Source organism: Alcanivorax nanhaiticus (assembly GCF_000756665.1).
In the GTDB taxonomy this organism is placed as follows: domain Bacteria; phylum Pseudomonadota; class Gammaproteobacteria; order Pseudomonadales; family Alcanivoracaceae; genus Alcanivorax; species Alcanivorax nanhaiticus.
Genome location: NZ_ARXV01000005.1, coordinates 1 through 24464 on the forward strand (window position 1 = coordinate 1; position 24464 = coordinate 24464).

The 24464-nt window shown below is 58.8% G+C and carries 24 protein-coding genes and 1 pseudogene; 13 read left to right on the forward strand and 12 right to left on the reverse strand.

Annotation, left to right across the window (positions count from 1 at the left end):
• Window positions 1–180: 180 nt before the first annotated feature.
• Window positions 181–1380, reverse strand: a complete 1200-nt coding sequence (gene tyrS / locus Y5S_RS07485; RefSeq protein WP_035231884.1) for a tyrosine--tRNA ligase — start codon at window positions 1378–1380, stop codon at window positions 181–183.
• 172 nt (window positions 1381–1552) lie between these two features.
• Between tyrS and Y5S_RS07490 the strand changes: the two genes are divergently transcribed.
• On the forward strand, window positions 1553–2872 hold the full coding sequence (locus Y5S_RS07490) for a peptidoglycan DD-metalloendopeptidase family protein (protein WP_052041457.1): 1320 nt from the start codon (window positions 1553–1555) through the stop codon (window positions 2870–2872).
• On the forward strand, window positions 2862–3950 hold the full coding sequence (locus Y5S_RS07495) for an anhydro-N-acetylmuramic acid kinase (RefSeq protein WP_035231886.1): 1089 nt from the start codon (window positions 2862–2864) through the stop codon (window positions 3948–3950). Before Y5S_RS07490 ends, Y5S_RS07495 begins: the two co-directional genes overlap by 11 nt.
• 192 nt (window positions 3951–4142) lie before the next feature.
• Here Y5S_RS07495 and Y5S_RS07500 read toward each other — a convergent pair whose 3' ends face one another.
• The 6 genes from Y5S_RS07500 to Y5S_RS07525 form a co-directional block, all read right to left on the reverse strand.
• Window positions 4143–4676, reverse strand: coding sequence for a phosphatase PAP2 family protein (locus Y5S_RS07500; protein ID WP_231552651.1), 534 nt, complete (start codon window positions 4674–4676; stop codon window positions 4143–4145).
• 186 nt (window positions 4677–4862) lie between these two features.
• Window positions 4863–5201 (reverse strand): iron-sulfur cluster insertion protein ErpA, encoded by a 339-nt coding sequence (gene erpA / locus Y5S_RS07505; RefSeq protein ID WP_052041459.1) that lies wholly within the window; start codon window positions 5199–5201, stop codon window positions 4863–4865.
• A gap of 85 nt (window positions 5202–5286) precedes the next feature.
• Window positions 5287–5751 (reverse strand): bactofilin family protein, encoded by a 465-nt coding sequence (locus Y5S_RS07510; RefSeq protein ID WP_035231890.1) that lies wholly within the window; start codon window positions 5749–5751, stop codon window positions 5287–5289.
• Window positions 5752–5760: 9 nt separating this feature from the next.
• Complete coding sequence (locus tag Y5S_RS07515) at window positions 5761–6489, reverse strand: DUF6776 family protein (RefSeq protein ID WP_035231893.1); 729 nt, start codon at window positions 6487–6489, stop codon at window positions 5761–5763.
• A 2-nt stretch (window positions 6490–6491) separates the two neighbouring features.
• Window positions 6492–7547, reverse strand: a complete 1056-nt coding sequence (gene argC, locus Y5S_RS07520) for an N-acetyl-gamma-glutamyl-phosphate reductase (RefSeq protein ID WP_035231896.1) — start codon at window positions 7545–7547, stop codon at window positions 6492–6494.
• An 81-nt stretch (window positions 7548–7628) separates the two neighbouring features.
• Window positions 7629–9038, reverse strand: coding sequence for a chloride channel protein (locus Y5S_RS07525; RefSeq protein WP_035231897.1), 1410 nt, complete (start codon window positions 9036–9038; stop codon window positions 7629–7631).
• 102 nt (window positions 9039–9140) lie between these two features.
• On the opposite strand from Y5S_RS07525, the gene hemJ reads away from it, so the two are divergent.
• The 4 genes from hemJ to hemL all read left to right on the forward strand — a co-directional run bounded on the left by hemJ (window position 9141) and on the right by hemL (window position 12376).
• Window positions 9141–9584 (forward strand): protoporphyrinogen oxidase HemJ, encoded by a 444-nt coding sequence (hemJ, locus tag Y5S_RS07530; RefSeq protein ID WP_035231898.1) that lies wholly within the window; start codon window positions 9141–9143, stop codon window positions 9582–9584.
• Window positions 9585–9669: 85 nt separating this feature from the next.
• Window positions 9670–10428 (forward strand): bifunctional hydroxymethylpyrimidine kinase/phosphomethylpyrimidine kinase, encoded by a 759-nt coding sequence (thiD, locus tag Y5S_RS07535; RefSeq protein ID WP_035231900.1) that lies wholly within the window; start codon window positions 9670–9672, stop codon window positions 10426–10428.
• Window positions 10428–11057 (forward strand): thiamine phosphate synthase, encoded by a 630-nt coding sequence (thiE, locus tag Y5S_RS07540; RefSeq protein ID WP_035231903.1) that lies wholly within the window; start codon window positions 10428–10430, stop codon window positions 11055–11057. The genes thiD and thiE overlap by 1 nt, the downstream gene beginning before the upstream one ends.
• A gap of 32 nt (window positions 11058–11089) precedes the next feature.
• On the forward strand, window positions 11090–12376 hold the full coding sequence (gene hemL / locus Y5S_RS07545; RefSeq protein WP_035231905.1) for a glutamate-1-semialdehyde 2,1-aminomutase: 1287 nt from the start codon (window positions 11090–11092) through the stop codon (window positions 12374–12376).
• 95 nt (window positions 12377–12471) lie between these two features.
• Here the strand turns inward: hemL and ybaK are convergent, their stop codons facing one another.
• The 3 genes from ybaK to mrcB all read right to left on the reverse strand — a co-directional run bounded on the left by ybaK (window position 12472) and on the right by mrcB (window position 15835).
• Window positions 12472–12954, reverse strand: coding sequence for a Cys-tRNA(Pro) deacylase (ybaK, locus tag Y5S_RS07550; protein WP_035231907.1), 483 nt, complete (start codon window positions 12952–12954; stop codon window positions 12472–12474).
• Entirely contained in the window at window positions 12951–13406 is a 456-nt protein-coding gene (locus Y5S_RS07555; protein ID WP_035231908.1) for a tetratricopeptide repeat protein, read from the reverse strand. The genes ybaK and Y5S_RS07555 overlap by 4 nt, the downstream gene beginning before the upstream one ends.
• 77 nt (window positions 13407–13483) lie before the next feature.
• Window positions 13484–15835, reverse strand: a complete 2352-nt coding sequence (mrcB, locus tag Y5S_RS07560; protein WP_035231910.1) for a penicillin-binding protein 1B — start codon at window positions 15833–15835, stop codon at window positions 13484–13486.
• 148 nt (window positions 15836–15983) lie between these two features.
• Here mrcB and Y5S_RS07565 point away from each other — a divergent pair, with 148 nt between their 5' ends.
• The 4 genes from Y5S_RS07565 (at window position 15984) to Y5S_RS07580 (ending at window position 19843) form a co-directional block, all read left to right on the forward strand.
• Window positions 15984–16988: an adenosine kinase gene (locus Y5S_RS07565; protein WP_035231912.1), complete on the forward strand. Its 1005-nt coding sequence runs from the start codon at window positions 15984–15986 to the stop codon at window positions 16986–16988.
• Window positions 16989–17091: 103 nt separating this feature from the next.
• Window positions 17092–17424, forward strand: coding sequence for a Rieske (2Fe-2S) protein (locus Y5S_RS07570; protein WP_035231914.1), 333 nt, complete (start codon window positions 17092–17094; stop codon window positions 17422–17424).
• The gene (locus tag Y5S_RS07575) at window positions 17421–18383 is read left to right on the forward strand and encodes a serine/threonine protein kinase (protein WP_035231915.1); all 963 of its coding nucleotides are present in this window, start codon (window positions 17421–17423) and stop codon (window positions 18381–18383) included. Before Y5S_RS07570 ends, Y5S_RS07575 begins: the two co-directional genes overlap by 4 nt.
• Before the next feature lie 122 nt (window positions 18384–18505).
• Window positions 18506–19843: an NHL repeat-containing protein gene (locus Y5S_RS07580; RefSeq protein WP_156107641.1), complete on the forward strand. Its 1338-nt coding sequence runs from the start codon at window positions 18506–18508 to the stop codon at window positions 19841–19843.
• 80 nt (window positions 19844–19923) lie between these two features.
• Here Y5S_RS07580 and sfsA read toward each other — a convergent pair whose 3' ends face one another.
• On the reverse strand, window positions 19924–20643 hold the full coding sequence (sfsA, locus tag Y5S_RS07585) for a DNA/RNA nuclease SfsA (RefSeq protein ID WP_035231916.1): 720 nt from the start codon (window positions 20641–20643) through the stop codon (window positions 19924–19926).
• Entirely contained in the window at window positions 20640–21806 is a 1167-nt protein-coding gene (locus Y5S_RS07590; protein WP_035231918.1) for an aminotransferase class I/II-fold pyridoxal phosphate-dependent enzyme, read from the reverse strand. Before Y5S_RS07590 ends, sfsA begins: the two co-directional genes overlap by 4 nt.
• Window positions 21807–22006: 200 nt before the next feature.
• Here Y5S_RS07590 and Y5S_RS20005 point away from each other — a divergent pair.
• The 3 genes and pseudogenes from Y5S_RS20005 to gluQRS all read left to right on the forward strand — a co-directional run.
• A pseudogene (locus Y5S_RS20005) lies at window positions 22007–22306 on the forward strand (hypothetical protein); the annotation flags it as partial.
• A 474-nt stretch (window positions 22307–22780) separates the two neighbouring features.
• Window positions 22781–23197 (forward strand): RNA polymerase-binding protein DksA, encoded by a 417-nt coding sequence (gene dksA, locus Y5S_RS20010; protein ID WP_052041477.1) that lies wholly within the window; start codon window positions 22781–22783, stop codon window positions 23195–23197.
• A 187-nt stretch (window positions 23198–23384) separates the two neighbouring features.
• Window positions 23385–24272: a tRNA glutamyl-Q(34) synthetase GluQRS gene (gene gluQRS, locus Y5S_RS07600; RefSeq protein WP_035231922.1), complete on the forward strand. Its 888-nt coding sequence runs from the start codon at window positions 23385–23387 to the stop codon at window positions 24270–24272.
• Window positions 24273–24464: the final 192 nt, after the last annotated feature.

A 24464-nucleotide genomic window follows, 5' to 3' on the forward strand; every position in this document is an offset into this window, starting at 1 on the left:
TGCTTGCCTGATTGTTAAAGAGCGTCTCGTTCGTGGCGCCGTGTTTCGTTGTTGCCCCGTCGAGGAGTGCGCATTCTAGGGATTTCCCCGTGGGAGTCAAACCCTTTTTCGCACTTTTTTTAAAAAACTTGCCGAACGTTCATTTTCTACCCAAAAAGGCCCTAAAAGGGCCATTTTTGGTTACTTAATGATCACTTTGGCGATCTTTTTCTTGCCCGCCTGAATGACATGGCTATCGCCGGCACGGAAAGTTCGCTCCTCGGAGAGCTTCTCCCCATCCAGATACACCGCACCACGGGCAAATACATCCTTGGCCGCCTTACCGTTCTGGGCCAGTCCAGCCTCACGGAGCAGCGGCACGATATGGATATCGGCCTGATCACCCAGCTCCACCACCACTTCGGGCACATTGTCCGGGATCTCACCAAGCGCAATCTGGTTACCTGCAGACTTGGGTGCAGCTTCCGCCGCCTCTGCCCCATGGAAGCGTGTCACCATTTCCAGCGCAAAGCGCTTCTTTGCCTCCTGGGGCGTACCGAGCTTGTCCGCCTCAACCTTAATGGCCTCCAGCTCCTCATTAGAGCAGGCACTCAGCAGCTCATAGTAGCGCCAGGTCAAATCATCCGGAAGCGACAGCAACTTTCTGTACATATCACCGGGGGCATCATTTACCCCAACATAGTTACCCAGCGACTTGGACATCTTTTGCACCCCGTCCAGGCCCTCCAGAATGGGCATGGTCAGGCAAATCTGCGGTGCCTGGCCATGAGACTTCTGCAGTGTACGCCCCATCAACAGGTTGAACTTTTGATCCGTGCCGCCCAGCTCCACATCCGCCTCCAGCGCCACAGAGTCATAGCCTTGCACCAGCGGGTACAGGAACTCATGAATGGCAATGGGCTGATTTCCCTTGTAGCGCTTGTCGAAATCATCACGTTCCAGCATCCGCGCCACAGTGTACTGACCGGCCAGCTTGATCATTCCCGCCGCGCCGATCTCATTCATCCAGCTGGAATTGAATTCCACCCGGGTCTTGGCGGGATCCAGAATCTTGAATACCTGCTCTTTATAGGTCTCCGCATTGCGCAGCACATCTTCGCGGCTCAGCGGCGGGCGAGTCGCGCTCTTGCCTGTAGGATCACCGATCATGCCGGTGAAATCACCAATCAGAAAGATCACCTCATGTCCCAGCTCCTGGAACTGGCGCAATTTGTTGATCAGCACCGTATGGCCAAGGTGCAAATCCGGTGCTGTCGGATCGAACCCCGCCTTGACGCGCAGGGGGCGGCCAGAAGCCAGCTTTTCCCGCAATTCGTCTTCCTGGATGATTTCATCCGCCCCTCGGGAAATGAGCGCCAGTTGTTCGTCCACCGTGGCCATGCCTACCTCTGCTGATCTGCGGCTATCTGGGTTGGGGGCTGCGCCCCCGTGAAAGCGCGCCATTGTAGCACTTGAATGCGGCCAGAGAAGGCAGGTATCTTTGCAGGTCTGTTTTTCGTTGTGTCTCTGTTACTCTCGGCACGCTTTCACCCAACCAGATCCCGCGATTTTCATGAAACAATTTTTCTCTGCTGTCGGCAGACTGGTGCGCCAGTTTCCCCGCACCCATTTACTGCTGGCCATGGTGGTCCTCGGTGGCGTCATTATCGTCGCCCTTCAACCCGATGCGCCGGCACCTCAGCAAGCCACCAAAACCCTGGAATTGCCTGCCCGATCCATCACCACTGCGCCAGCACCCGAACAACCCTCCCCTCCCAAAGGCCCTCAATGGCAGACGCTGACGGTTAAACCCGGCGACAGCCTCTCCTCCCTGCTTCACCCTCTGGGGGTTGGTGCTGGTCAGGTGTACGCTCTGATCAACAGCGATGAAAAGCTGGCACGCCTGACCAAACTGCGCCCCGGAGAGCAGCTGGAGGTTATCGTCAGCGAAGATGGCGCACTGCGAGGCGTTCGCTACAACCCCTCGCGGGTAGAAACGCTGACCGCCAAACTCACTGGCGGCGGCTGGACGGCACGCCTCAGCCAGCGGGAATATCAGAAACAAACTCGCTTTGCTCAGGCCGAAATCACCAATTCACTGTTCCTGGCTGGCGCCGCTGCAGGCATCAGTGATCGACTGACCATGCAACTGGCGGAGCTCTTCGCCTGGGACGTGGACTTCGTCCTGGATATCCGCAAAGGCGACCAGTTCCGGGTGCTCTATGAAGAACTGTATCTGGACGGCGAAAAAGTGGGAGAAGGCGATATTCTGATGGCGGAGTTCTGGAATCAGGGCCGTCACCTGTCCGCATTTCGCTATGAAACCCTGTCCGGCGATGTGGAATACCTGGATATCAAGGGCGATTCGATGCGCAAGGAGTTCATCCGCACACCAGTCGCCTTTGCCCGCATCAGCTCACGCTTCAATCTGAGCCGCAAGCATCCGGTACTCAACCGAATTCGCGCCCACAAGGGCACCGACTATGCAGCGCCATCTGGCACTCCGATCCGCGCCGCCGGAGACGGCAAAGTCATCTTTGCCGGGGTCAAGGGGGGTTACGGCAACGTCATCATTCTCAAACATGGCCAGATCTACACCACCCTGTATGCCCACATGCGCAGCTTTGCCAAGGGCATTCGGGTCGGCAAACGGGTGAAACAGGGGCAAACCATCGGCTATGTCGGCTCTTCCGGCCTGGCCACCGGTCCTCACTTGCATTATGAATTCCGTATCAACGGGGTGCATCGCAACCCGCAAACCGTGCCTCTTCCCAAGGCTCGGGGCATCAATGACAACGAGCGCTCGGAATTCCTGATCGCCGCCAACCGGCTCAAGGCACAGATGACCCTGTTTGCCGAAGCCGCAACCCTGGCCAGCAGCGATGTCTTCTAAGCTTTATATCGGCTTGATGACCGGCACCAGCGTCGACGGGGTCGACGCGGTGCTGGCTGAAGTCAGCGACCAGGATTTCACTCTGGTTTCCAGCCATAGCCACGACCTCCCCGCCTCTCTAGCAGCAGACATTCTGGCCCTGTGCCAACCCGGCGACAGCGAGCTGGATAGCGCAGGCAAAGTCAGCCGCCAGCTCGGCCGAGTCTATGCCGAGGCCTGCCATGCACTACTTGAGAGTGCGGGCGTAGCCGCCTGCCAGATCAACGCCATTGGCTGCCACGGGCAGACCGTGCGCCACAGGCCAGGACCAGACGGTTTCAGCATTCAGCTTGGCTGCCCGGACACCCTGGCCTGCGCCACCGGCATTCCGGTGGTCAGCAACTTCCGCAATAAGGATATGGCGCTTGGCGGTCAGGGCGCCCCCCTTGTTCCCCCATTCCACAGCCGCCTGTTTGGCGTGGATGGCGAGCGACGCGCCGTGGTGAATATCGGCGGCATGGCCAATGCCTCTCTGCTGGACGGAGAAACGCTGGTGGGCGGATTCGATACCGGCCCCGGCAACGTGCTGCTGGACCTGTGGAACCAGCTACACAATGGCACCCCCTATGATGCAGGAGGCTGCTGGGCGGCCAGCGGCAAGGTCAACAAGCCGCTACTCAAGCGACTGCTTCGTGATCCGTATTTCCGTCAGCCGCCGCCGAAAAGCACGGGCCGGGAGCGCTTCAATCGTCAGTGGCTCACCCAGCACCTGGAAAACGATCTGCCTGCCGAGAACCTGCAGGCAACACTGGCTGAACTGACAGCACGCAGCATCCATGACAGTCTGGCCGAATTTGCCCCGCAGCGAATGCTGATCTGCGGCGGCGGCGCCCATAATCAGGACCTGCTGGAGCGTCTCAAGCAAAATAGTGGCGTCCCGGTTGAAAGCACCGCTAACGCTGGCCTGGACCCGGACTGGGTAGAAGCGGCAGCCTTTGCCTGGCTGGCATGGGCTCGACTTGAGGAGAAACCGGGTAACGCGCCCGTGGTCACCGGGGCATCAAGGGAAGCCATTCTGGGACAGGTCACACTGCCGTAAGAGCAGCTACTAGCTACGAGCTATGAGCTATGAGCTACCAGACGCGAACCAAGGATTGCGCCAACCGACAAACTCCTGGGCCGCGCTTCGGCGTTGCTTTTACCCTCGCCCAGACGCAGCGCACCGCAGCGAATCTTGCTCCGGCTTTTCCTACACCTCGCAGCTAGTAGCTCGTAGCTCGTAGCTAGCCCCTCAAACCAACCAGAGGCCGATCATGGCGCAACTGAAGCCCAGGGTAGCACCAGCGAGGATGTCCGAGGGATAGTGAACGCCCAGCAGCACCCGGGACAGCCCCACCATCACCGCCAGCCCCAGCGCCAACGCCATTACCGGCGGATAGAACACACACAGCAAGGTTGCCATCACGAAGGCGGCAGCGGTATGTCCGGAGGGGAAGCTGAAACGGTCCGCCGGCTGAATGAACGCCGACAGACTTTCCAATGCATCTGCCGGGCGTGGTCGCTGAATCAGGTGTTTGAGCCCCACAAACAGCGGCACTTCAAGGGCATAGGCAGCCATGGCCGTGAGCGCAAACAAGCTTCCGCCTTCCTTATCGAACCACCAGATCAACAAGGTCAGCGCCACATAGAAAGGGCCGTCACCCAACCGGGAGATCTGGCGAGCCATCCGCGCGCGACGCTCGGCCTGAGGCTGCTGCAACAGCCAGCACATGGCCCGGGTATCGGCGGCGGTCATTTTCTGAAATGTCGGTTTTGTCGTCATCATGGGTTTAGTTTCCACCCCAAAAACGACGAAATGTTGATCAACTGGTTAAGGTTTTATGACAGCAAGAGGCGCAACAGGCAGAAGCCCTGTGGGAGCGGTCGTTCGACCGCGAAAGAGGCTGGCAGGGTATGTCACTCGGAAACGTGAGTATCGCGGTGGAACCACCGCTCCCACGGAACGCCAGAATCAGACCGAAAAGGAGGAGCCGCAGCCACAGGTGGTGGCGGCGTTGGGGTTGCTGACCACGAAGCGGGAACCCATCAGACCTTTCTCATAGTCCACCTGGGAACCATCCAGATACTGAATGCTCATGGCGTCTACCAGCAAGGTGACACCGTCTTTCTCGACGATGGTGTCATCGTCGTTCACCGCTTCATCAAAGGTGAAGCCATAGGAAAATCCGGCACAGCCGCCCCCGGTGATATACACCCGCAGCTTGAGTTCAGGATTACCTTCGTCGTCGCGCAGCTCTTTTACCTTGGCAGCGGCGGCGTCAGTGAATGAGATCGGGGCTTGCTCGGTCATACTCTCGCTAATGCTATAAAGACAGAAAACCCGCTGTCTTGTTCAGACAGCGGGTTCACTATGTTCCAGTACCCGACTAAAACAGTCAAGAATTATCCGCGGCCGCCTGCTTGCCTGCTTCGACCTTTTCGCCTTTTTTATCGGGCGCAGGCAGATTGCGGCGCTCATCATCAAGGCGAACCAGCTTGCCGTTGACCCGAGCCCCCATGACCATCTCGATCATCAGGTAATAGACATTGCCTTCAACGGATGCCTTTTCCGCCAGCTCCAGATTTTCAGTGGCGTGGACATCTCCTTCGACGCGACCATTGATGACCACCTGAGGCACCTGAATTTCGCCTTTGACCACCCCGGTTTCACCAATAATCAGACGGCCACCTTCCTTGCCGACACTGATATTGCCTTCCACCGTGCCTTGAACATGCAAGCCACCGGTGAACTCAACATCCCCGCTAACCTTGGCGCTGGGGGCAATGAGGGTATGGTTCCGGTAATCCTGGGACGCAGCTCCACCACTGGAAGCTGCATTTTTCTTGTCTCGCCCTAGCACACGTCTCTCCTACTGCCACTTTATGGTTTTCTGTGTTTCGTAACGGTTTCTGCCGCCGCTCTCAGCATCCACGTCCAGCGCAATAATCTCCACCCCTTCTGGCAGAATAAAGCGCCCATTCAGCTCCTGAAAATAGCGAAACCGGAAGCGCGTCTCACTTCCGTCGTTCAACCAATCGCTACCAGACAGCTTGATGGCCTGACCGTCGCGGCTGCCGCGCAGGGTCAGGGAAATGTCACCGGACAGATAATTACGGTTATCGCCGGACTGGACCAGCACCACTTTGTAACTGTACTCACCCTCTTTCTCGGTGGGCTGCAGGGTCAACTTCTCGATCTGCATACCCCGCTCGCTGCCCCCTGGAGCCATCACATTCTTGTAGAACGCCACCGCCTCTTCCAGCTCAGCCGCCTGATCGCGTAAGCCTTTGATCTCCTGACGCAGATTTTCACGGGCCTGCTGGGTCACTTCCGTGTCCGTACGGTACAGGGCAAGCTCATTGCGCGCGGCCTCCAACTCCCGGGACTGGCTCTTCAGCTCTGCCCGTAACCGACGATTGGTTTCCGACGTATCGAGAGCACCGCTGTTACCACTCCACAACCCGCCAAAGAACAGCACCAACGCCGCCACGATGGCACCGCTAATGAGCAAGCGGCGGCGCTTTTTTCGCTGGGAAGGGCTTACCGGAATCAACACAACATCGTCGATACCCGCCCGGCTTTTCGGTTTCTTCGCCATAATCAGGGTGCCAGCGGAACCACAGAAAGCCCCGCCGCCTCATCCAGACCAAACATGATATTCATTGCCTGCACAGCCTGACCGGACGCACCCTTGACCAGATTATCGATCACGGACAGCACCACAATCACATTCTCACCCCGCGGCTGATGCAACGCGATACGACAGGTATTGGCCCCTTTCACAAAGCGGGTTTCCGGATGACTGCCTAACGGCATCACGTCCACGAATGGCTCGTTGGCATAGCGAGCTTCATAGGCCGCCTGCATCTCTTCCAGTGATGGCGCGCCCTCCACCAACTGACCATACAACGTGGCGTGAATGCCACGGATCATGGGAATCAGGTGCGGCACAAAAGTCGCCTTGACCGGACCTCCTGCGATGTCGGCGAGCCCCTGTTCGATCTCGGGCAAGTGACGGTGACCGCTGGCCCCATAGGCTTTGTAGCTTTCGCCAGCTTCCGCCAGCAACATTGCCACTTTAGCCCCTTTCCCTGCACCACTGGCCCCGCTGGCGGCGTTGGCAATCAACTGATCCGGTTTGATCCAGCCATTTTCCAGCAACGGCAGGTATCCCAACTGGATAGACGTGGGATAACAGCCCGCACAGGCCACCAGCCGGGCATCACGCATCTTTTCCCGGTTGACCTCAGGCAGGCCATAAACAGCTTCGGCTAGCAATTCCGGGCACGCATGGGGCTCACCGTACCACTCGCTCCACAGCTCATGATCACGCAGACGAAAATCAGCAGACAGATCCACCACCCGCACGCCGGCGTCCATCAGCTCGGGCATCATGCGCATGGCCACGTTGTGGGGGGTCGCAAAGAACACCACATCGCATTGAGCAAGGCGTGTCACATCCGGCTCGGAGAACACCAAATCCGTGCGACCACGCAACGAGGGGAACATGTCAGCCACCGCCGTGCCGGCATCGCCACGGGAGGTAATCACCTCCAGCTCTGCCTGAGGGTGATTGACCAGCAGGCGCAGCAGCTCAACCCCGGTATACCCGGTACCGCCAACTACCCCTACCTTGAGGACAGACCCCGTTGCCATATCGCTTACTCCAACCAGTTAACATCTTCACCGCAAAGCGCGGCCACGCATAATAGGCGTCGCAGCCTGCCCTCAGCAACTTTAGCCCGGCAGCTTGCGCTCGCTCTCTTCATTGCCAACCTCTGCCTGTGCTTCCTCGACGCGAGGTTTCTCCAATGCCATCCCCTGCCCATCGGCCATGCGTTCGGCCAGAGAATCGTAAAGCGGCCGCGCCCAGACCAGTTTGGCCACCGCAGCGGAGAGGAAAGCCCCGGCCATTAATGGCAACAGAATATCGTGGCGGTTGCCTGTGAGCTCCATCACGATCACAAAGGAAGTGATTGGACGCTGAATGACCGCTGCCAGAAACGCCGCCATCGCCACCAACGTAAGTCCGACTATCGAAACGTCCGGAAAAAAGCTGCCCACTACATTACCAAAACCTGCCCCGGCAGCGAGACTCGGCGAGAACAGCCCTCCCGGAATACCGGTGAAGTAGGACACCAGCGTGGCCGACATTTTAGCCAGCGCAAAACTCCAGTTACCCGGGTGCTCGCCATCCAGCAGCGTACTCGCCTGCTCATAACCACTGCCGTAAGTCGCACCCCCGGTGGCGAGCCCGAGGAATACCAGCACCAGCGAACACATCAGCACAACGCGATAGGGGTGTGCCTTGGCATAAGGGGAGAGAAACTGGCTGCCGCGAATAAGCAGGCGACTGAACAAACCACCAAACAGACCACACACCAGCGCCGTCACCCCAATCGCCAGCCAGTCCCTGGTGATATCCAGCGTTCCGCCCGGATGCCCGAAAAAGCTGTAGTGCCCCATGATCATCAAAACCACCACCCCGGACAGGATGATCGCCAGGATCAGGGTACCACTGGTGCGCTGCTCGAAGGAGCCTGCCAACTCTTCAATGGCAAACACAATCCCCGCCAGGGGCGCGTTAAAAGCCGCCGACACCCCCGCTGCACCACCCGCCACAATCAGGGAATTATCCACATACTTCTGGTTGAGCCTGCCAATCTGGCCCACCGAGTACATCATCGCCGCACCCATGTGCACACTGGGCCCTTCGCGGCCGATACTGGCCCCGCACAGCAACCCCAGGCAGGTAAGTACGAATTTGCCAAAAATGACGCGCAAGGAAAGAAAGGTGGGCCGCAGCCAGTGGTAGCGCTGCTTGAGCACCACCAACACCTGGGGAATACCACTGCCCTGGGATTCCGTGCCCAATTGACGCATCAGCCAGACAATCAGCAGCATGCCAAGTGGGGTCACCAGCACCGGGAGATACGGGGAACGATCATGAATCTGCGTAAAGGTGTGAGAGGCCAGCTCGGCCACCCAGGCAAACGCCACCACCAGCAGCCCCACCAGAATCGCGCCGGTCCAGAACACCATGCGCAATTTCCAGTCCTGCCAGGAGCCCAGTTGTCTGCGGCTGACGCGTCGCGTGCGAAACAGGTAGTAACGCAACAATCGACGATGGCGAGGCCGCTTGTTCACAGGACTCCTTACGGATTCGAAATAGAGAATGGGAAGGCTGTATAGTGTACGCCGACTAAAGCGCCACTTCTATTCCACACGCCATAACCACAGGATCAAACGATGCAGTTCGCACTCGACCACTTTCTCTGGATCAAGGCCATCCACCTGATCGCCGTTATCTGCTGGTTTGCCGGCATCTTCTATCTGCCACGCCTGTTCGTATACCACGCCATGGCCGAGGATCAGATCAGCAAGGATCGCTTCAAGATCATGGAGCGCAAGCTGTACCGGGGCATCATGAACCCCAGCATGATCATCACCGTAGTACTGGGCCTGTGGATGTTCATGGCCAACATGGAAGCCTACAAGGGCAGCGGCTGGATGCATGCCAAACTGACACTGGTATTCCTGTTGATCGGCTATCACCATGTTTGTCTCACCTACATGAAAAAATTCGCTAACGACGCTAACACCAAGAGCGACAAGTTTTACCGGATCTTCAACGAGATTCCTGTATTCCTGTTGGTCGCCATTGTTATTCTCGTCATAGTTCGTCCATTTTGATCACGCCTGATGCCTGACCACCAAGCGCCGGACGACAATCCAGCACCCGCTGTCAGGCATCCGGCACCTTGCCTCAGGCACGCCAATGAAACCGAATATTCTTGTTATTGCCGGCCATGACCCCTCCGGGGGAGCTGGCATCCATGCAGATATCGAGGCTATCCGAGCCCTGGGAGGCTTTGCTTCCACCCTGATCACCGGGCTGACCGTGCAAAACAGTCAGAATGTACGCGGTTTCCAGCTCACAGATATTGCCCTGCTGGAGCAACAGGCAGAGGCCCTGCTGGATGACATCGAGTATCAGGCCGTCAAGATCGGCATGACCGGGTCGGTGGCGATTATCGAGTTTATCGCTCGCCTGCTGGATCGCCTGCCCGGCGTCCCGGTGGTGCTTGACCCGGTGCTGGCTGCCGAAGCGGGTGGCAGCCTGACCCGCGAATCCCTTGCCGACGTCATGCTGGAACAGCTGGCTCCACGGTGCGAAGTCATGACCCCCAACCTGCCAGAGGCGGAACAACTCAGTGGCCTGCAAGGGGTGCAGTCCTGCGGCGAAGCACTGGTGCAAGCAAGCGGCCAGTCGGTACTCATTACCGGCACCCATGACGACACCGCTCACGTGACCAATCACCTGTTCACCGCCAGCGGCACCCAGCAGTGGCAATGGGAACGCCTGCCGCATAGTTACCACGGCTCCGGCTGCACCCTGGCGTCCTCCATCGCCTGCCTGCGCGGCCACGGCGAATCGCTGGCCAATGCGGTGGCCGATGGACAAGCGCACGTGGATCGATTTCTACGCAACGCCTTCCGCCCCGGCCATGGCCAGTACGTTCCGGACCGCCGCTGATGAAGCAAAACATCCAGGGGCTGTATGCCATCACTGACCCGACGCTGACCCCGGACGAGCACCTGCTTCCGGCTGCCGAGGCGGCATTGTTTGGCGGTGCCAGGCTGCTGCAATACCGTGACAAGACCGCCCCCCCCGACCTGCGCCGTCGCCGGGCCAGCCAGCTGCGCGCGCTCTGCCACGAATACGAGGCATTGTTCATCGTCAATGACGACCCCGCACTGGCCGCAGAAGTGAACGCAGATGGTGTCCATATCGGTCAGAGCGATGGCGGCATCGCCACCGCCCGCGCCCTGCTGGGCGACAATCGCATTATCGGCGTGACCTGCCACGGTGACCTGACACTGGCGCGGGAAGCAGCAGCTGCGGGCGCAGATTACCTGGCCATGGGGCGTTTCTTTCCCTCCCGCACCAAGCCTCAAGCCCCCCCTGCCGAGATTGCCACTCTGAAACAGGCCTGCGGCGAGTTTCATCTGCCCGTGGTAGCCATCGGCGGGGTGAATGCGGATAATGCGCCCCTGCTGATCCAGGCTGGCGCCGCCAGCGTGGCCGTTATCGAGGCCCTGTTCGGCCATTCCGACCCGGCGGATATCGAAGCCGCTGCACGTCGTATCAGCACGCTTTTTTGACCCTTTCGGGTTCCAGATTCAGGAGACACACCATGCCCCGCAAGCAATCCGAGAAACTGTTTCGTCAGGCCCAGAAGCACATCCCCGGAGGCGTCAACTCTCCGGTACGCGCATTCAAGGGCGTCGGTGGCACCCCGGTGTTCTTCCACCAGGCCGAGGGTCCCTACCTGTTTGATGAAGACGACAACCGTTACATCGACTATGTGGGCTCCTGGGGCCCAATGATCCTCGGCCACAATCACCCTGAGGTCATCAGCGCGGTGCAGTCCGCCGTAAACAATGGCCTCAGCTTCGGCGCGCCGACTGCTGCCGAGATCGCCATGGCCGACAAGGTCTGCGAACTGGTGCCCTCCATGGACATGGTACGCATGGTCAACTCCGGCACCGAAGCCACCATGAGCGCCATCCGTCTGGCTCGGGGCTACACCGGCCGCGACAAGATCATCAAGTTTGAAGGCTGCTACCACGGCCACGTGGACAGCCTGCTGGTAAAAGCCGGCTCCGGCGCCCTGACACTTGGTAATCCCAGTTCCCCGGGTGTGCCAGAAGCGGTGACTGCCGACACCCTGGTGCTCAACTACAACGATGCCGCTGCCGTGGAAACCGCCTTTAATGAATATGGCGCGGACATTGCCGCCGTGATCGTTGAGCCCGTGGCCGGCAACATGAATTGCGTGCCGCCCACCCCGGCGTTTCTGCAATCGCTGCGCAAGTATTGCGACGACAACGGCAGCGTGCTGATTTTTGATGAAGTGATGACCGGTTTCCGGGTCGCTCTGGGCGGTGCCCAGGCCATGTATGACATCACTCCTGATATGACCACCCTGGGCAAGATTATTGGTGGCGGCATGCCGGTGGGGGCCTTCGGCGGCAAAAAGGAAATCATGGAGCATCTGGCCCCGCTGGGGCCGGTCTACCAGGCGGGCACTCTGTCCGGCAACCCCGTTGCCATGGCCGCCGGCCTCGCTACCCTGAAGCTGATCAGCCAGCCTGGGTTCCACGAAGCCCTGACAGAGAAGACCACCCGTTTACTCAATGGCCTCACCGAAGCCGCCCATGCTGAAGGCGTCGCTTTCACCACTGCTCAAGCTGGAGCCATGTTCGGTCTGTTCTTCACCGACCAGAGCCGGGTCAGCAGCTTTGCCGAAGTAATGGCCTGCGACAGCGACCGCTTCAACCGCTTCTTCCACGCCATGCTGGATCAAGGCATCTATCTGGCACCCAGCGCGTTCGAAGCCGGTTTTGTGTCTGCTGCACACAGCGAAGAGGACATCGATGCCACCATTGCGGCGGCAAGAAAGGCATTCGGGAAGGTCTGAAGAAACAGGTTCGAGTTGCGAGAAGCGAGTTTCGAAAAGCAAAAGCGGAGAACCGCATTGTTTAAAGGTTTTCGCAACTCGTAACTCGCTTCTCGTTACTCCTTACTGCTTTTATTGCGGACCAGCTCGGCCAGTTTTCCCCCGGTGAGCTTTAGCAAGTCCTGCGGCGCCATGGCGATTTCCAGGCCGCGCCGGCCGGCGCTCATATAGAGGGTTTCCTGCGTCCCGGCACTTTGCTCAAGATACAGAGGCAACCGCTTTTTCTGGCCCAACGGGCTGATCCCACCGAGCACATAACCCGTCAGGCGCTGCGCCTTGTCCGCCGGACACATCTGCGCCTTCTTGCCGCCGTGAGCCTTGGCGAGAAATTTGAGATCCAGCTGATAAATCACCGGCACCATGGCCACCACCGGCTCATCATCTACCAGTGCCACCAGGGTCTTGAACACTTGCTCAGGCGGCAAACCCAAGACTTCGGCTGCTTCCAGACCGTAACTTTCCGCCTTGGGATCATGCTCATAGCTGAGCAGCTGATGTGGCACCTTTGCCTTTTTGGTCGCCGCTACCGCCGGGGTCATACCGGCTTACCGGGCATCAACGCATCAGCCGCATGCTGGCGGGCTTCGTCTGCCCCAGTCTTGTCTCCCTGCCGCTCCCGCGCAGTGGCAACCAACTCCCACAGATCCGCACGATACTGCGGGTGATCCGGCGCCAACCGCAACGCTTTCAGGGCAAAACCTTCGGCACTGCGGGCATCACCTTCGAACAAGCGCAGATCTGCCAGCGATTTGTACAGCCAGGAAGAGTCCGGAGCGATATTCAATGCCCGCTCCAGATAACGCTCCGCGGCCGCAGTCTCTCCCTGCTGACGAGCCGTTTCGGCACGCTGCAGCAGGGACAACGCTGGCGACCCTTCCAGCTCAACGCTAGCGCTCATGGGTTCTGTCGGAGCATCAGGAACGCTCACCGCACAACCGGTCAGCCAAAAACTCACAACCAGTACTCGAAACAACATCTGCATCGCTTTCATCCTGATAGCTCTTTGCTGCCAGTAAGCAGCGGAAAACACCGAATCAGCTCGCCAGCAAATTCCCACAAAAAGGCCCGCTAATCAAACAACCCCTTGAACCAGCCCTTGATCCCCTTACCGGTTTGCTTCACTGCCCCGCAGCCATCTGCATCCTGGGGAATTGAGGCTTCCAGCATCGGGTAGCGGCGCGCATCGCCACACCCTTCTGCGCTGACCTGTTGGCCATTGGGGTTCATCCACACCCACTCCACACCGGCAGGCGGGTTCTGGGAAAGGCTGCGCTGGGGCAGCTTGCCCATCAATCGTGCCCATACCGGCAGTGCACCACTGGAACCGGTGATACCAGCATTGCCATTGTCATCCCGACCGACCCAGACCACCGCCAGATGGTTGGCGGAGAAACCGGCAAACCAGGCATCACGATAATCATCACTGGTGCCTGTCTTGCCCGCCACGTTCAGCCCTTCGGGCAAATAAGCACGAGCCGAACGGGCGGTGCCATTGTCCACCACCTGCTGCATGGCCCATTGGGTGAGGAAGGCCGGCCCCGCTTCAATCACCTCGTCCGCGCTGACCGGGTAACGAGCCAACGGCTGCCCTTCCTTATCCAGCACATCGGTAATGGAGCGTAGCCGGGTACTGAAGCCGCCGGTGGCCAGCGGCTGATACATCATCGCCACTTCAAAAGGGGTGAGCGCCAGACTGCCAAGCAGAATGCTTGGGTAGCGAGGTACGTTTCGGGTCACTCCCAGGGTTTCCATGGTGCCGGCCACCTTATCCAGCCCCACATCCAGTCCAAGCCGTGCAGTGGCCTGGTTCCTGGACTGAGCCAGCACATCCACCACCGGCATGGCCCCACGCGCCTGCTTGTCAAAGTTTTGGGGCTCCCACAGGTCACCATTTGGCATCGCCACTTGAATCGGACCGTCTTCCACCAGAGTTGCCAACGACCATTTCTGGGGCTGCTGAACAGCAGAGAGAATAACCGCCGGCTTGGCCAGCGACCCCATGGGACGTTGGGCATCCAGCGCACGGTTAAAGCCCGCCTCTCGCGAGTTACGGTTACTCACCAGAGCCAGCACATCACCCTGAGCGGGAGCCACCACCACCACGGCACCGTTCAGTTTCTTGTCCTGTTTCGGGTCACGGTTATCGAGATGTTCTTTCAGTGCACCCTCAGCGGCCAGCTGGGCCAACACGTCCAGAGTCGAGTGAATATTCAGCCCCTCATCGCTGAGGACTTCCGGCGGGTAATCCCGCGCCAGCTGTCGCCGCACCAAATCAATAAAGGCAGGGAAGGCATACAGTGCGGAAGCCCCCCGCGGTACCACTTCCAGCGGCCGGGCACTGTATTTATCAAAATCGGCCTGGGACAGCGCGCCCTGTTCCACCGCCACCCCGAGCACCGTATTACGGCGTTCCAGCGCCCGCTCAGGACGACGGCGGGGATCGTACCAGCTGGGCCCCTTCAGCAGCGCCACCAGCGTGGCCAGCTGATGAGGTTCAAGCTCCTGTAAAGGACGCCCGAACAGGAACTGGGCTCCCAACCCCATGCCATGGATGGCGCGAGCGCCGTCCTGACCCAGATAGACCTCATTCAGGTAAGCCTCAAGGATTTGCTGCTTGCTGTAATGCAGCTCCAGCAGCAATGCCATAGGCATTTCCAACAGCTTGCGTGACAAGGTGCGGTCGGAGGTAAGCCAGAAATTTTTCACCAGCTGCTGCGTCAGGGTACTACCACCCTGCACTAACCTTCCGGCTTTCAGGTTAGCCAGCATGGCGCGGGCCAGACCGCGCAAAGAGACCCCATGGTGGTCGTAAAAGCCCTGGTCTTCGGTGGCGATCAGCATCTCCACCAACAGCGGTGGCACCTCCTCCAAGGGAACCAGCACCCGGTCTTCCGCATGCTGAGGATGAATACTGCCGATTTGCAGCGGCTCCAGACGGGCAAGTCCATCGCCCCCAGCCTGTAGAAACTGAATCTGCCCGCCAGAGAGAGACAGGCGAATACGGCGCGGCTTTTCCCCGCCGTCACTGTCGTGAAAACCCCGGGTGTGAATCAACAAGCTGTTACCCTGGGCCGAAAAACTGCCTGGGGTAGAAGCCCTGGAATCCTTGCGATAACGCATCAGGTCGAGCAGCTTGAGCATGTCTTCTCTGGACAATACCCGCCCCTCATACAGCTCTACCGGGCGCGCATACACCCGCGCGGGCAGCTGCCAGACATGGGCATCAAAACGCTGTCGAACCATGGCATCCAGATACGCCATCCCTGCCGCCCCGATGACCAGCAAGACCAGTGACACCTTGGCCACAAACGCCCAACTGAACCAGCGACGGCTGGCCGTCTTTTTCTTTCGGGCCGGCGTTTTCTTGCGTGGTGATTGCCCCCGCGATCGCGCCGGGGTCTTTTTCGTGTTTTTAGCCATGGGGACGCAGTATAGAGAATAGTGTGGGTATTTTATGAGTGCAGGATACGCATTATGTTCCGCGCATCGGCAGGTCAGGTTTTGCAACTGGCTCTCAGCAGCCCATAATAGCCGCCCTTACAAGCCCATAACGCGACACGGAGCCTCCATGACCAAGAAATATGACGTTTATGCCCTCGGCAATGCCCTGGTGGATACCGAAATCGAGGTCAGTGACGCCTTTCTGGAACGCATGGAAATCGGCAAGGGCTTGATGACCCTGGTGGATGAAGCTCGCCAGACCGAATTGCTGACCGCGCTGGCCGATGAAGCCGAGCCCCATAAACAGGTCAGCGGCGGCTCGGCCTGTAACACGGTGGTCGCCGCACGCTACTTTGGTGGCAGCGGCTACTATGCGTGCAAAGTCGCCAGTGATGCGACCGGCGATATTTTCGTCAACGATCTTACTGCGGCCGGGGTCGACACTAACATGAACGGTAACCGCGACAGCGGCATTTCCGGCAAATGTCTGGTCATGCTCACCCCCGATGCCGAACGCACCATGAATACTTATCTGGGTATTTCCAGCGAGGTTTCAGAAAAGGATCTGGACGAAGCGGCCATCGCTGCCAGCCGCTATGTGTATCTGGAAGGCTACCTGGTCAGTGGTGAAGGCTCCCGTGCAGCCACCGTCAAACTGCGCCAGCTGGCGGAAAAGCATGGTGTCAAAACCTCGCTGACCTTCTCCGATCCGGCCATGGTGCAATTCTTCAAGGATGGCCTTACCGAAATGCTCGGTGACGGCGTGGACCTGCTGTTCTGCAATGAAGCGGAAGCTACCGGCTTTACCGACACCGATAGCGTAGAAGCAGCACTCGAAGCCCTGAAAGCGGTATGCCGTTCTGCCGTCATTACCCTTGGCGCGAAAGGTGCCCTGGTTTGGGACGGCATCGATACGCACCGCATTGACCCTGTGGAAGTGAAAGCCGTCGATACGAATGGAGCGGGAGATCTGTTTGCTGGTGCTTTCCTGTACGCCATCACTCATGGTCATGACTTTGCTACCGCCGGCAAGCTGGCCTCCGTCGCGTCTGCCAGACTGGTGACAGAATTTGGTCCACGCCTGGCCGCCGAAGATCACCTGGAAATCCGCAAGGCGGTACTGGGCGAATAAGCCAGGGGCTGAAATGGGCGCAAACCTGTCTCTGCGCCTGATGACATAATGGTGGAGATGGACTGACGGCCATTTCCGCCCGCGAAGACACACTGGAAGCACCATGGAACACGTTTGCAACCTGGACGACATTGAGCACGAGAGCGCCCGGGAATTTCAAAAAGATGGCCAACCTGTCGTAGTGGCAAAATTTGATGGCCAGGTACATGCCTACATCAACTGGTGCCCCCATCTGGGCATCGAGCTGAATTTCATGCCCGACGAATTCATGGACAGCGACAAGCAATTCATCATGTGCGCCAACCACGGTGCGTTATTCGAAGTGCAATCAGGCAACTGCCTGTCCGGTCCGTGCATGGGAGAAAAGCTGGTGCCGGTGCAGGTGGAAGTGCGCGGTGATGAGATCTGGCTGGGCGAGGTACCGGAGCCCGCATGAACACGGAGACCGGCCATCCCTTCGATCTGCTCACCCCGGACTTTATGCTGGATGCGGTGGATGCGGCCGGCTTTCTCAGCGATGGCCGCCTGCTGCAGCTGAACAGCTTTGAAAACCGGGTTTATCAGGTGGGCCAGGAAGAGGGGCCGCCGGTCATCGTCAAATTCTACCGCCCCAACCGCTGGAGCGACGAACAGATTCTCGAAGAGCACGCTTTCAGCCTGTTTCTGGTAGAGCGAGATCTTCCCGTCATCGCCCCGGAAGTACGCGAGGGCAACAGCCTGTTCCATTGCGATGGATTTTCCTTCGCGGTATTCCGCCGCGCGGGCGGGCACGCCCCGGAACTGGCCAACGATAGTCATCTGGAACAACTTGGCCGTACCCTGGCCCGCTGGCACGCTTGCGGCAGCGACCGCCCTTACCAGCAGCGTCCCACTCTGGATGTGGTCGAGGATATTCGCACCGCCAGCACCTACCTGATCAACGACGTGGTAGACCTGAACTATCGCGGCCAGTACCGCGACCTGATTGGCCAGTTGCTGGAAACGATTGCCAACCGCCTTGATGGCCAGAGCTTTCCGCTACTCAACGTCCACGGCGACTGCCACACCGGCAACATCCTGTGGCGAGATGATAGTCCACACTTCGTGGACCTGGACGACAGCCTGCGGGCCCCAGCCATGCAAGACTTGTGGATGCTGCTGTCCGGCGAAGACGACGAGCAGCAACACCAGCTGCGAGTACTGGCCCAGGGCTATGACACCTTCCTGCCCTTCCCCTGGGAACAGAAAGCCCTGATCGAGCCGCTGCGCATTCGCCGCATGGTCTGCTACGACGCCTGGCTGGCCCGGCGCTGGGACGATCCCGCTTTCCCGCCAGCCTTCCCCTGGTTCGAGTCCATGAACTATTGGGGGCAACAGATCAACCTGCTTCAGCAGCAATCTCAAAACCTGCTCTGATTCCGTGATGACAGCCCCCCTAGCGGCTATAACAGATTACAGCCTCACGCTCTCAAATCGTTACCAAGTGGTTACTTTTTAACCGCCAACGCAGTTCTATACTGAATAGTGAGCCCAAGGGGATGGAACCCCCTGGACCGCCTGATACCAACGACTGGATCACGGGGGACACTGCCATGGCCGCACGGACGCTATTATGGATTGCGATAGGAGCCACTCTACTCTCCGGGTGCGGGGGAGGCGGAGGCAGTAGCGGCGGGGGCGGTAACAATGCTTCAGGCAATCCCCCTCCCCCCACGTTCAACTTCAAGACCGCATCCGTGGTGATTGGGCAAGCCGATTTCACCAGCAGCAGCCCCAACCAGGGGGGCACCACTGCAGCCAATACCATCAACAATCCCTATGGCAGCCCCGCATACGACAACGGGGTGCTCTACCTTCCCGATGGTGGCAATAACCGGATTCTGGGATTTAACGCCTTGCCAACCATCAACAATGCCACCGCCGACTTTGTTATCGGCCAGACCGGCGACACCCAGAATACTTCCGGAACCAGTGCTTCAGCCGTCGACTCGCCCCAGTCTCCCTCAATCAGCGATGGACAACTCTTTATTACCGATTACTTCAATAACCGCGCTCTGGTGTATAACCCAGTGCCGACCACAGGCCCGGTTTCTGCCAGCCTGGCACTGGGCCAGGCCGACCTCACCAGCAACGCAGAGGCATGTTCACAAACCGGCATGATCGCGCCGGAAAGTCTGTCCGCCGCCGCTGGCAAGCTGGTCGTTGCGGATACCGACAACAGCCGGGTACTGATCTGGAATAACAATAGCAGCCTCTCCAATGGCAGCCCGGCCGATGTGGTACTGGGTCAGAACAGCTTCACCAACTGCACCGATAATGATGACGATCAGAACGGCAGCCCGGACGCCCAACCCAGTAATCGCACCCTGGCCTTTCCTACTGGCGTCTGGACAGACGGCAACAAACTGGTGGTTCTGGATTCGGATAACAATCGCGCCCTGATCTGGAACAGCTTTCCAACCACCCACTTTACGCCTGCGGACATAGTACTGGGGCAGGAGACATTCCAGAACAACACCGCCAATGATGACAATCAGGATGGAGTTCCGGAGGCCAAGGCAACAGCGCGAACCCTTAACTTTCCCTACGACGGTGTGGACTCCGATGGTACGCGGCTGGTGATTACCGACTCAGACAACCACCGTGTACTGATCTGGAACCAGTTTCCGCAGGTCAGCTTCGATCCCGCTGACGAAGTGATCGGGCAAACCGATTTCTTCAACAATCTACCCAATGATGATGATCAGGACGGGCTACCAGATACGCAACCCAGTAATCGCACTCTGAACGAGCCCACCGGTGTCGCCTTGATCGACAGCCAGACGCTGATCGTCGGAGACAGACAAAACAACCGCTTCCTGCTGTTCCGCAAATAAGGAACCTCTCAATAACTCCACGCTGAGTATGCAAGGAGTTATTGAGCGGCTACCTGGCCGGCCAACCCCGACTACCGACTCTACACCTGTAAAGGGAGAGGCGTTACCAATTGAAGCGCCTGGGGTGACACCTCAGCCTTCCAGGCCAGCACCTGCACTCCCGCAGCCATGGCCTCGCGCAACAGCTGGCCGTAGCGTTGGTCAATCTCATCTGCAGGCCGGGCCATTTGAGCCCCTGTGTGTTGAACACAGAAAAACAGCACCGCGCTTTTCCCTGATGCCACCACCGACATCAGCGTCTGCAAGTGCTTTTGACCTCGCTCAGTCACGGAATCAGGAAACGCAATCACCCCATCATCCCTGTCCTCAGGCCCCGGCCCCAACGTCACGTTTTTCACTTCGATAAAGGTATGCGGATCGCTGCGTTCACCCAGTGCCAGATCAAAACGGCTATCACCATATTTCACCTCCCGCTCGACCCCGCTCTGTGGCGACAGCTCAGGAATCTGCCCGGCTCGAACCGCCTCCTCCACCAGTGCATTGGGGCGGCCGGTATTCACCCCGGCCCAATGACCATGCGCTACCTGCAACGCCTCCAGGGTATGGCGATACTTGCGTTTGGGATTCCCGCTATCGGAAATCAGCGCCTGCTGGGGCGTTCCCAGCACACAGTTTTTCATGGAACCGGTATTCGGGCAGTGCACGGTGATCTCACTACCATCGGCGCGAACTACATCCGCCATAAAACGTTTATAGCGACGCAACAGGGTGACGGTTTCCAGCGGCGGGTCAAACTTCACAGGTTCTCCAGATAATGCTCGATACGATGCAGCGCCTCGGTAAGACGTGACTCCGTGCAAGTATAAGCCAACCGCACATAGCGACCGTGATCATGGCCTTCGCCAAAATCCAGCCCCGGTGTCATGGCGACACCGGCTTTCTCCAACAGGTCCACACAGAAAGCAAAGCTGTCATCGGTGAAGGCACTGACATCCGCGTAAAGGTAAAAGGCACCGTCGGCACGGGACACCACAGGCACCTTGAGATGGGCCAAACCATTAAGCAGACACTGCCGACGACGAGCCAGCAATTGGTGGCGCTGCTCAAGAATGGTCAGGGAGGCTTCTTCCAGTGCGGCAATGGCACCGTACTGCGCCGGAGTAGAGGGAGCCAAAAACAGGTTCTGGGCCAGCCGCTCGATGGCGGGCACCAGTGCAGGCGGTGCCACCAACCAACCAAGCCGCCAGCCCGTCATGCAGAAATACTTGCTGAAGCTGTTGATGACGACCACATCATCCGTTTCCGCCAGCACCGACCCCGCGGGCTGGCCATAGCACAAGCCCTGGTAGATCTCGTCCACCAGCAGGGTGCCGCCCCGTTGCTTCACCGCTTTTGCCATCTCGGCCAGCAGCGTCGGGCTCAACATATTGCCAGTAGGATTATCCGGGCTGGCGACCATGGCCACCCTGGTGCTGTCCTGCCAGGCCTCCGTCAAATCCCGGGTCGTCAACGCAAACTGGTTTTCCGCCGACAGTACCAGCGGCTGCACTTCGCCACCGACCAGGCGGACGAATTGCCGATTGCAGGGGTAGCCAGGGTCCGGCAACAACACCCCATCACCGGGGTTGATCAGCGCAGCCAGCGCCAGCTGCAACGCCCCGGACGCCCCTGGCGTTACCACCACCTGCCCCGGAGACACCGCCGCACCAAAGCGCTCCCGGTAATCGGCGGCAATAGCTTCACGCAGGGCAGGCAGGCCTGCAGCCGGCGTATAACCGGTCTGGCCATGGGCCATGGCATCCCGAATGGCATCCATGACGGGATCTGGCGTACTGAAATCCGGCTCCCCGACCTGCAGGTGAATCACATCCCGCCCCTGGGCAGTCAGCTGCTGGGCGCGCTCTAACAGGGCCATCACGTGAAAGGGCGGTACCTCGCTGGCATAGCGTGACAATTGGCTCATCGCAAGTTTCCTCTTCCATGCAATGCCTGCATGGCTATAATCGGCCAGATTTTCATCAATCAGGCTACCTCTTTGCGGCAGGCTCTGTAATTGGTGACAAGACTTGCCCATAAGGGGTAAGGTCGAAGATTACATTATGCCCTTGAGGGAAGTTCGGGCACAGACAGAGAGTCAAGACCATGCTAAGGGAGTTATTAAAAATGGCCACCGGCAAAAAGAAAGCGCCGAAGAAAGCGGCGGCTAAAAAACAAGCATCCGGAACTGCAGCCAGCAAGAAAGCCACGGCTTCCTCAGCAAAGAAAGCTCCTGCCAAAAAAGCCGCGGTGAAAAAGCCCGCCGCGAAGAAAGCCGCAGTGAAGAAAGCGCCCGCCAAGAAGGCGGTAGCAAAGAAGGCGGCGGTCAAGAAAGCCGTGGCCAAGAAACCGGCCAGCAAAGCGACCACCGCCAAAAAAGCGCCTGCAAAGGCTCCCGCCAAGAAAGCCGTAGCGAAGAAGGCCGTGGCCAAGAAAGCCGCCGTGAAAAAACCTGCGGCAAAGAAGCCCGCCGCCAAGCCGGCCGCAAAGAAAGCGGCAGCCAGCAAGCCCGCCACGAAAAAAGCCGTAGCGAAAAAAGCACCGGCCAAAAAGGCGGTCGCGAAGAAACCGGCAAGCAAACCCGTAGCAAACAAGGCTGCAGCTCCGAAACCGGCCAGCAAGGCCAAGACTACCAAAGCGACAGCAGCCAAACCCGCTGCTGCCGCCAAGCCTGCGGCCAAAAAAGCCGCAGTCAAGAAAGCAGCACCGGCTGCACCAAGAACAAAGCTGCCTACCTCCGGGAAGGCACGGTCCGCAGCAGCAACCGCTGCGGCCACCCGCACAACGTACCCCGGTACCGCCAGGACAGCGTCTGCCGGCAATGGAATGTCGCCGAGCCGATCCACCTCTTCCGCTCAGGTAAAAAAGAACGTGAAAAAGTCATCCAACTCCGCTTCCTCCATGGCGCAGCTGCACGGTTTCGAGCCGTACCAGCCCAAGCCGAACGAGGAATACATGAATGAAAGCCAGCGCGAACACTTCCGCAAGATCCTTTTGGCCTGGCGCCAAGAGTTGATGGAAGAAGCTGATCGCACCATGCACCATCTTCAGGACGAGCAGGTCAACCTGCCCGATCCCGCCGATCGCGCCACCCAGGAAGAAGAATTCGCCCTGGAACTGCGTACCCGGGATCGTGAGCGCAAGCTTCTCAAGAAGATCGAGAAAACCCTGGATCTGGTCGATAAGGACGATTACGGCTACTGCGAAGCCTGCGGTATCGAAATCGGCATCCGTCGCCTGGAAGCCCGCCCCACCGCCGAGATGTGCATCGATTGCAAGGAACTGGCGGAGATCAAGGAAAAGCAGCTGGCAGGATAAAAGCAGTGAAGAGTTAACAGTGAACAGTGAATAGCTCGCGTTAGCGGGCTGTTGTTCCTGAAATGCCTGAAGCCGCGCCCACCCCTTGTGCGCGGCTTCTTGCGTTTAAACTCCTCACACGCTTGGCGCGCCGCTGTTAATTGTTAATTGTTAACTGTTAACTGTTAACTGTTCACTGTTTTGCCCTATGACCTATCGCGGACGTTTCGCCCCAACCCCCTCCGGCCCGTTGCATTTTGGTTCGCTGGTGGCAGCACTGGCCAGTTGGCTGGAGGCGCGTGCTGCGGGTGGGGAGTGGCTGGTACGGGTGGATGATCTGGATCCACCGCGGGAAGTACCCGGTGCCGCCGATACCATCCTGTGGCAGCTGGAACAGTTCGGGTTGGAGTGGGATCACAGCGTGATCTATCAAAGCCAACGCCACAGCGCCTATCAAGCGGCCGTGGATCAGCTGCTGGAGCAGGGACACGCTTTTTACTGCACGCTCACCCGCAAGCAACTGGCAGCCCTGGATCACAACCATCCCGGTATCCGTGCCGCCGTTGATGCCAACGCAGATGCATCAATTCGGCTTGCAGTGCCAGACCGTGAACTCTGCTATGGCGATGACATTCAGGGGGAAGTCTGCAACAACCTCCACAACGACGGCGGAGCCTTTGTCATCCGCCGACGTGACGGCCTGTTCGGCTACCAACTGGCCTGCGCACTGGATGATGCCGACGACGGCATTACCCATGTGTTGCGCGGCGCCGACTTGCTCGATTCCACCCTTCGCCAGCGCTGGCTGCTGGAATGCCTCGGCCGCCCCGCCCCGCACTACGCCCATCTGCCTGTGATCACTGATGGCCGCGACACCAAGCTGTCCAAGTCCGGCGGCAGCGAAGCGCTCGATCCTGGTCGCGCCAGCAAACTTCTCAGCGCGGCCCTGTATTGCATGGGACTGCAACCGCCGAAAGATCTTCAGGGCGCACCACCTGCCACCCTGCTCGAATGGGGCAAAGTCCATTACCCCGAACACCACTGGCCCCCAGGCCGGAAGCAACCCCTGCCCGCCGAGTTGAAAGTTGAAAGTTGAAAGTTCAAACGCGGCGCAGGTTACTGCGAGTGCGAAGGCGGAGCCCGCGATTCAGCGTATCGGCGTGGGCACAGAGGAGAAGCAACCCCAACCCCATCTCGCGCTTTTCAACTTTCAACTTTGAACTTTAAACTGCCGTCCCCGCTTTTACACACCTCCCCCACCTGACGTATGCTTTTCGCCTTGAAGGGG

Excerpts from the sequence above, each read along its gene's own strand:
- Y5S_RS07590 (WP_035231918.1), bottom strand. The coding sequence starts at position 21,806 with ATGAGCCAATTGTCACGCTATGCCAGCGAGGTACCGCCCTTTCACGTG.
- Y5S_RS07575 (WP_035231915.1), top strand. The coding sequence starts at position 17,421 with ATGAACACGGAGACCGGCCATCCCTTCGATCTGCTCACCCCGGACTTT.
- Y5S_RS07490 (WP_052041457.1), top strand. The coding sequence starts at position 1,553 with ATGAAACAATTTTTCTCTGCTGTCGGCAGACTGGTGCGCCAGTTTCCC.
- ybaK (WP_035231907.1), bottom strand. The coding sequence starts at position 12,954 with ATGACCCCGGCGGTAGCGGCGACCAAAAAGGCAAAGGTGCCACATCAG.
- hemL (WP_035231905.1), top strand. The coding sequence starts at position 11,090 with ATGCCCCGCAAGCAATCCGAGAAACTGTTTCGTCAGGCCCAGAAGCAC.
- Y5S_RS07495 (WP_035231886.1), top strand. The coding sequence starts at position 2,862 with ATGTCTTCTAAGCTTTATATCGGCTTGATGACCGGCACCAGCGTCGAC.
- tyrS (WP_035231884.1), bottom strand. The coding sequence starts at position 1,380 with ATGGCCACGGTGGACGAACAACTGGCGCTCATTTCCCGAGGGGCGGAT.
- Y5S_RS07570 (WP_035231914.1), top strand. The coding sequence starts at position 17,092 with ATGGAACACGTTTGCAACCTGGACGACATTGAGCACGAGAGCGCCCGG.
- Y5S_RS07565 (WP_035231912.1), top strand. The coding sequence starts at position 15,984 with ATGACCAAGAAATATGACGTTTATGCCCTCGGCAATGCCCTGGTGGAT.
- thiE (WP_035231903.1), top strand. The coding sequence starts at position 10,428 with ATGAAGCAAAACATCCAGGGGCTGTATGCCATCACTGACCCGACGCTG.
- erpA (WP_052041459.1), bottom strand. The coding sequence starts at position 5,201 with ATGACCGAGCAAGCCCCGATCTCATTCACTGACGCCGCCGCTGCCAAG.
- thiD (WP_035231900.1), top strand. The coding sequence starts at position 9,670 with ATGAAACCGAATATTCTTGTTATTGCCGGCCATGACCCCTCCGGGGGA.
- argC (WP_035231896.1), bottom strand. The coding sequence starts at position 7,547 with ATGGCAACGGGGTCTGTCCTCAAGGTAGGGGTAGTTGGCGGTACCGGG.
- mrcB (WP_035231910.1), bottom strand. The coding sequence starts at position 15,835 with ATGGCTAAAAACACGAAAAAGACCCCGGCGCGATCGCGGGGGCAATCA.
- Y5S_RS07515 (WP_035231893.1), bottom strand. The coding sequence starts at position 6,489 with ATGGCGAAGAAACCGAAAAGCCGGGCGGGTATCGACGATGTTGTGTTG.
- gluQRS (WP_035231922.1), top strand. The coding sequence starts at position 23,385 with ATGACCTATCGCGGACGTTTCGCCCCAACCCCCTCCGGCCCGTTGCAT.
- dksA (WP_052041477.1), top strand. The coding sequence starts at position 22,781 with ATGGCGCAGCTGCACGGTTTCGAGCCGTACCAGCCCAAGCCGAACGAG.
- Y5S_RS07555 (WP_035231908.1), bottom strand. The coding sequence starts at position 13,406 with ATGAAAGCGATGCAGATGTTGTTTCGAGTACTGGTTGTGAGTTTTTGG.
- Y5S_RS07580 (WP_156107641.1), top strand. The coding sequence starts at position 18,506 with ATGGAACCCCCTGGACCGCCTGATACCAACGACTGGATCACGGGGGAC.
- Y5S_RS07500 (WP_231552651.1), bottom strand. The coding sequence starts at position 4,676 with ATGATGACGACAAAACCGACATTTCAGAAAATGACCGCCGCCGATACC.
- hemJ (WP_035231898.1), top strand. The coding sequence starts at position 9,141 with ATGCAGTTCGCACTCGACCACTTTCTCTGGATCAAGGCCATCCACCTG.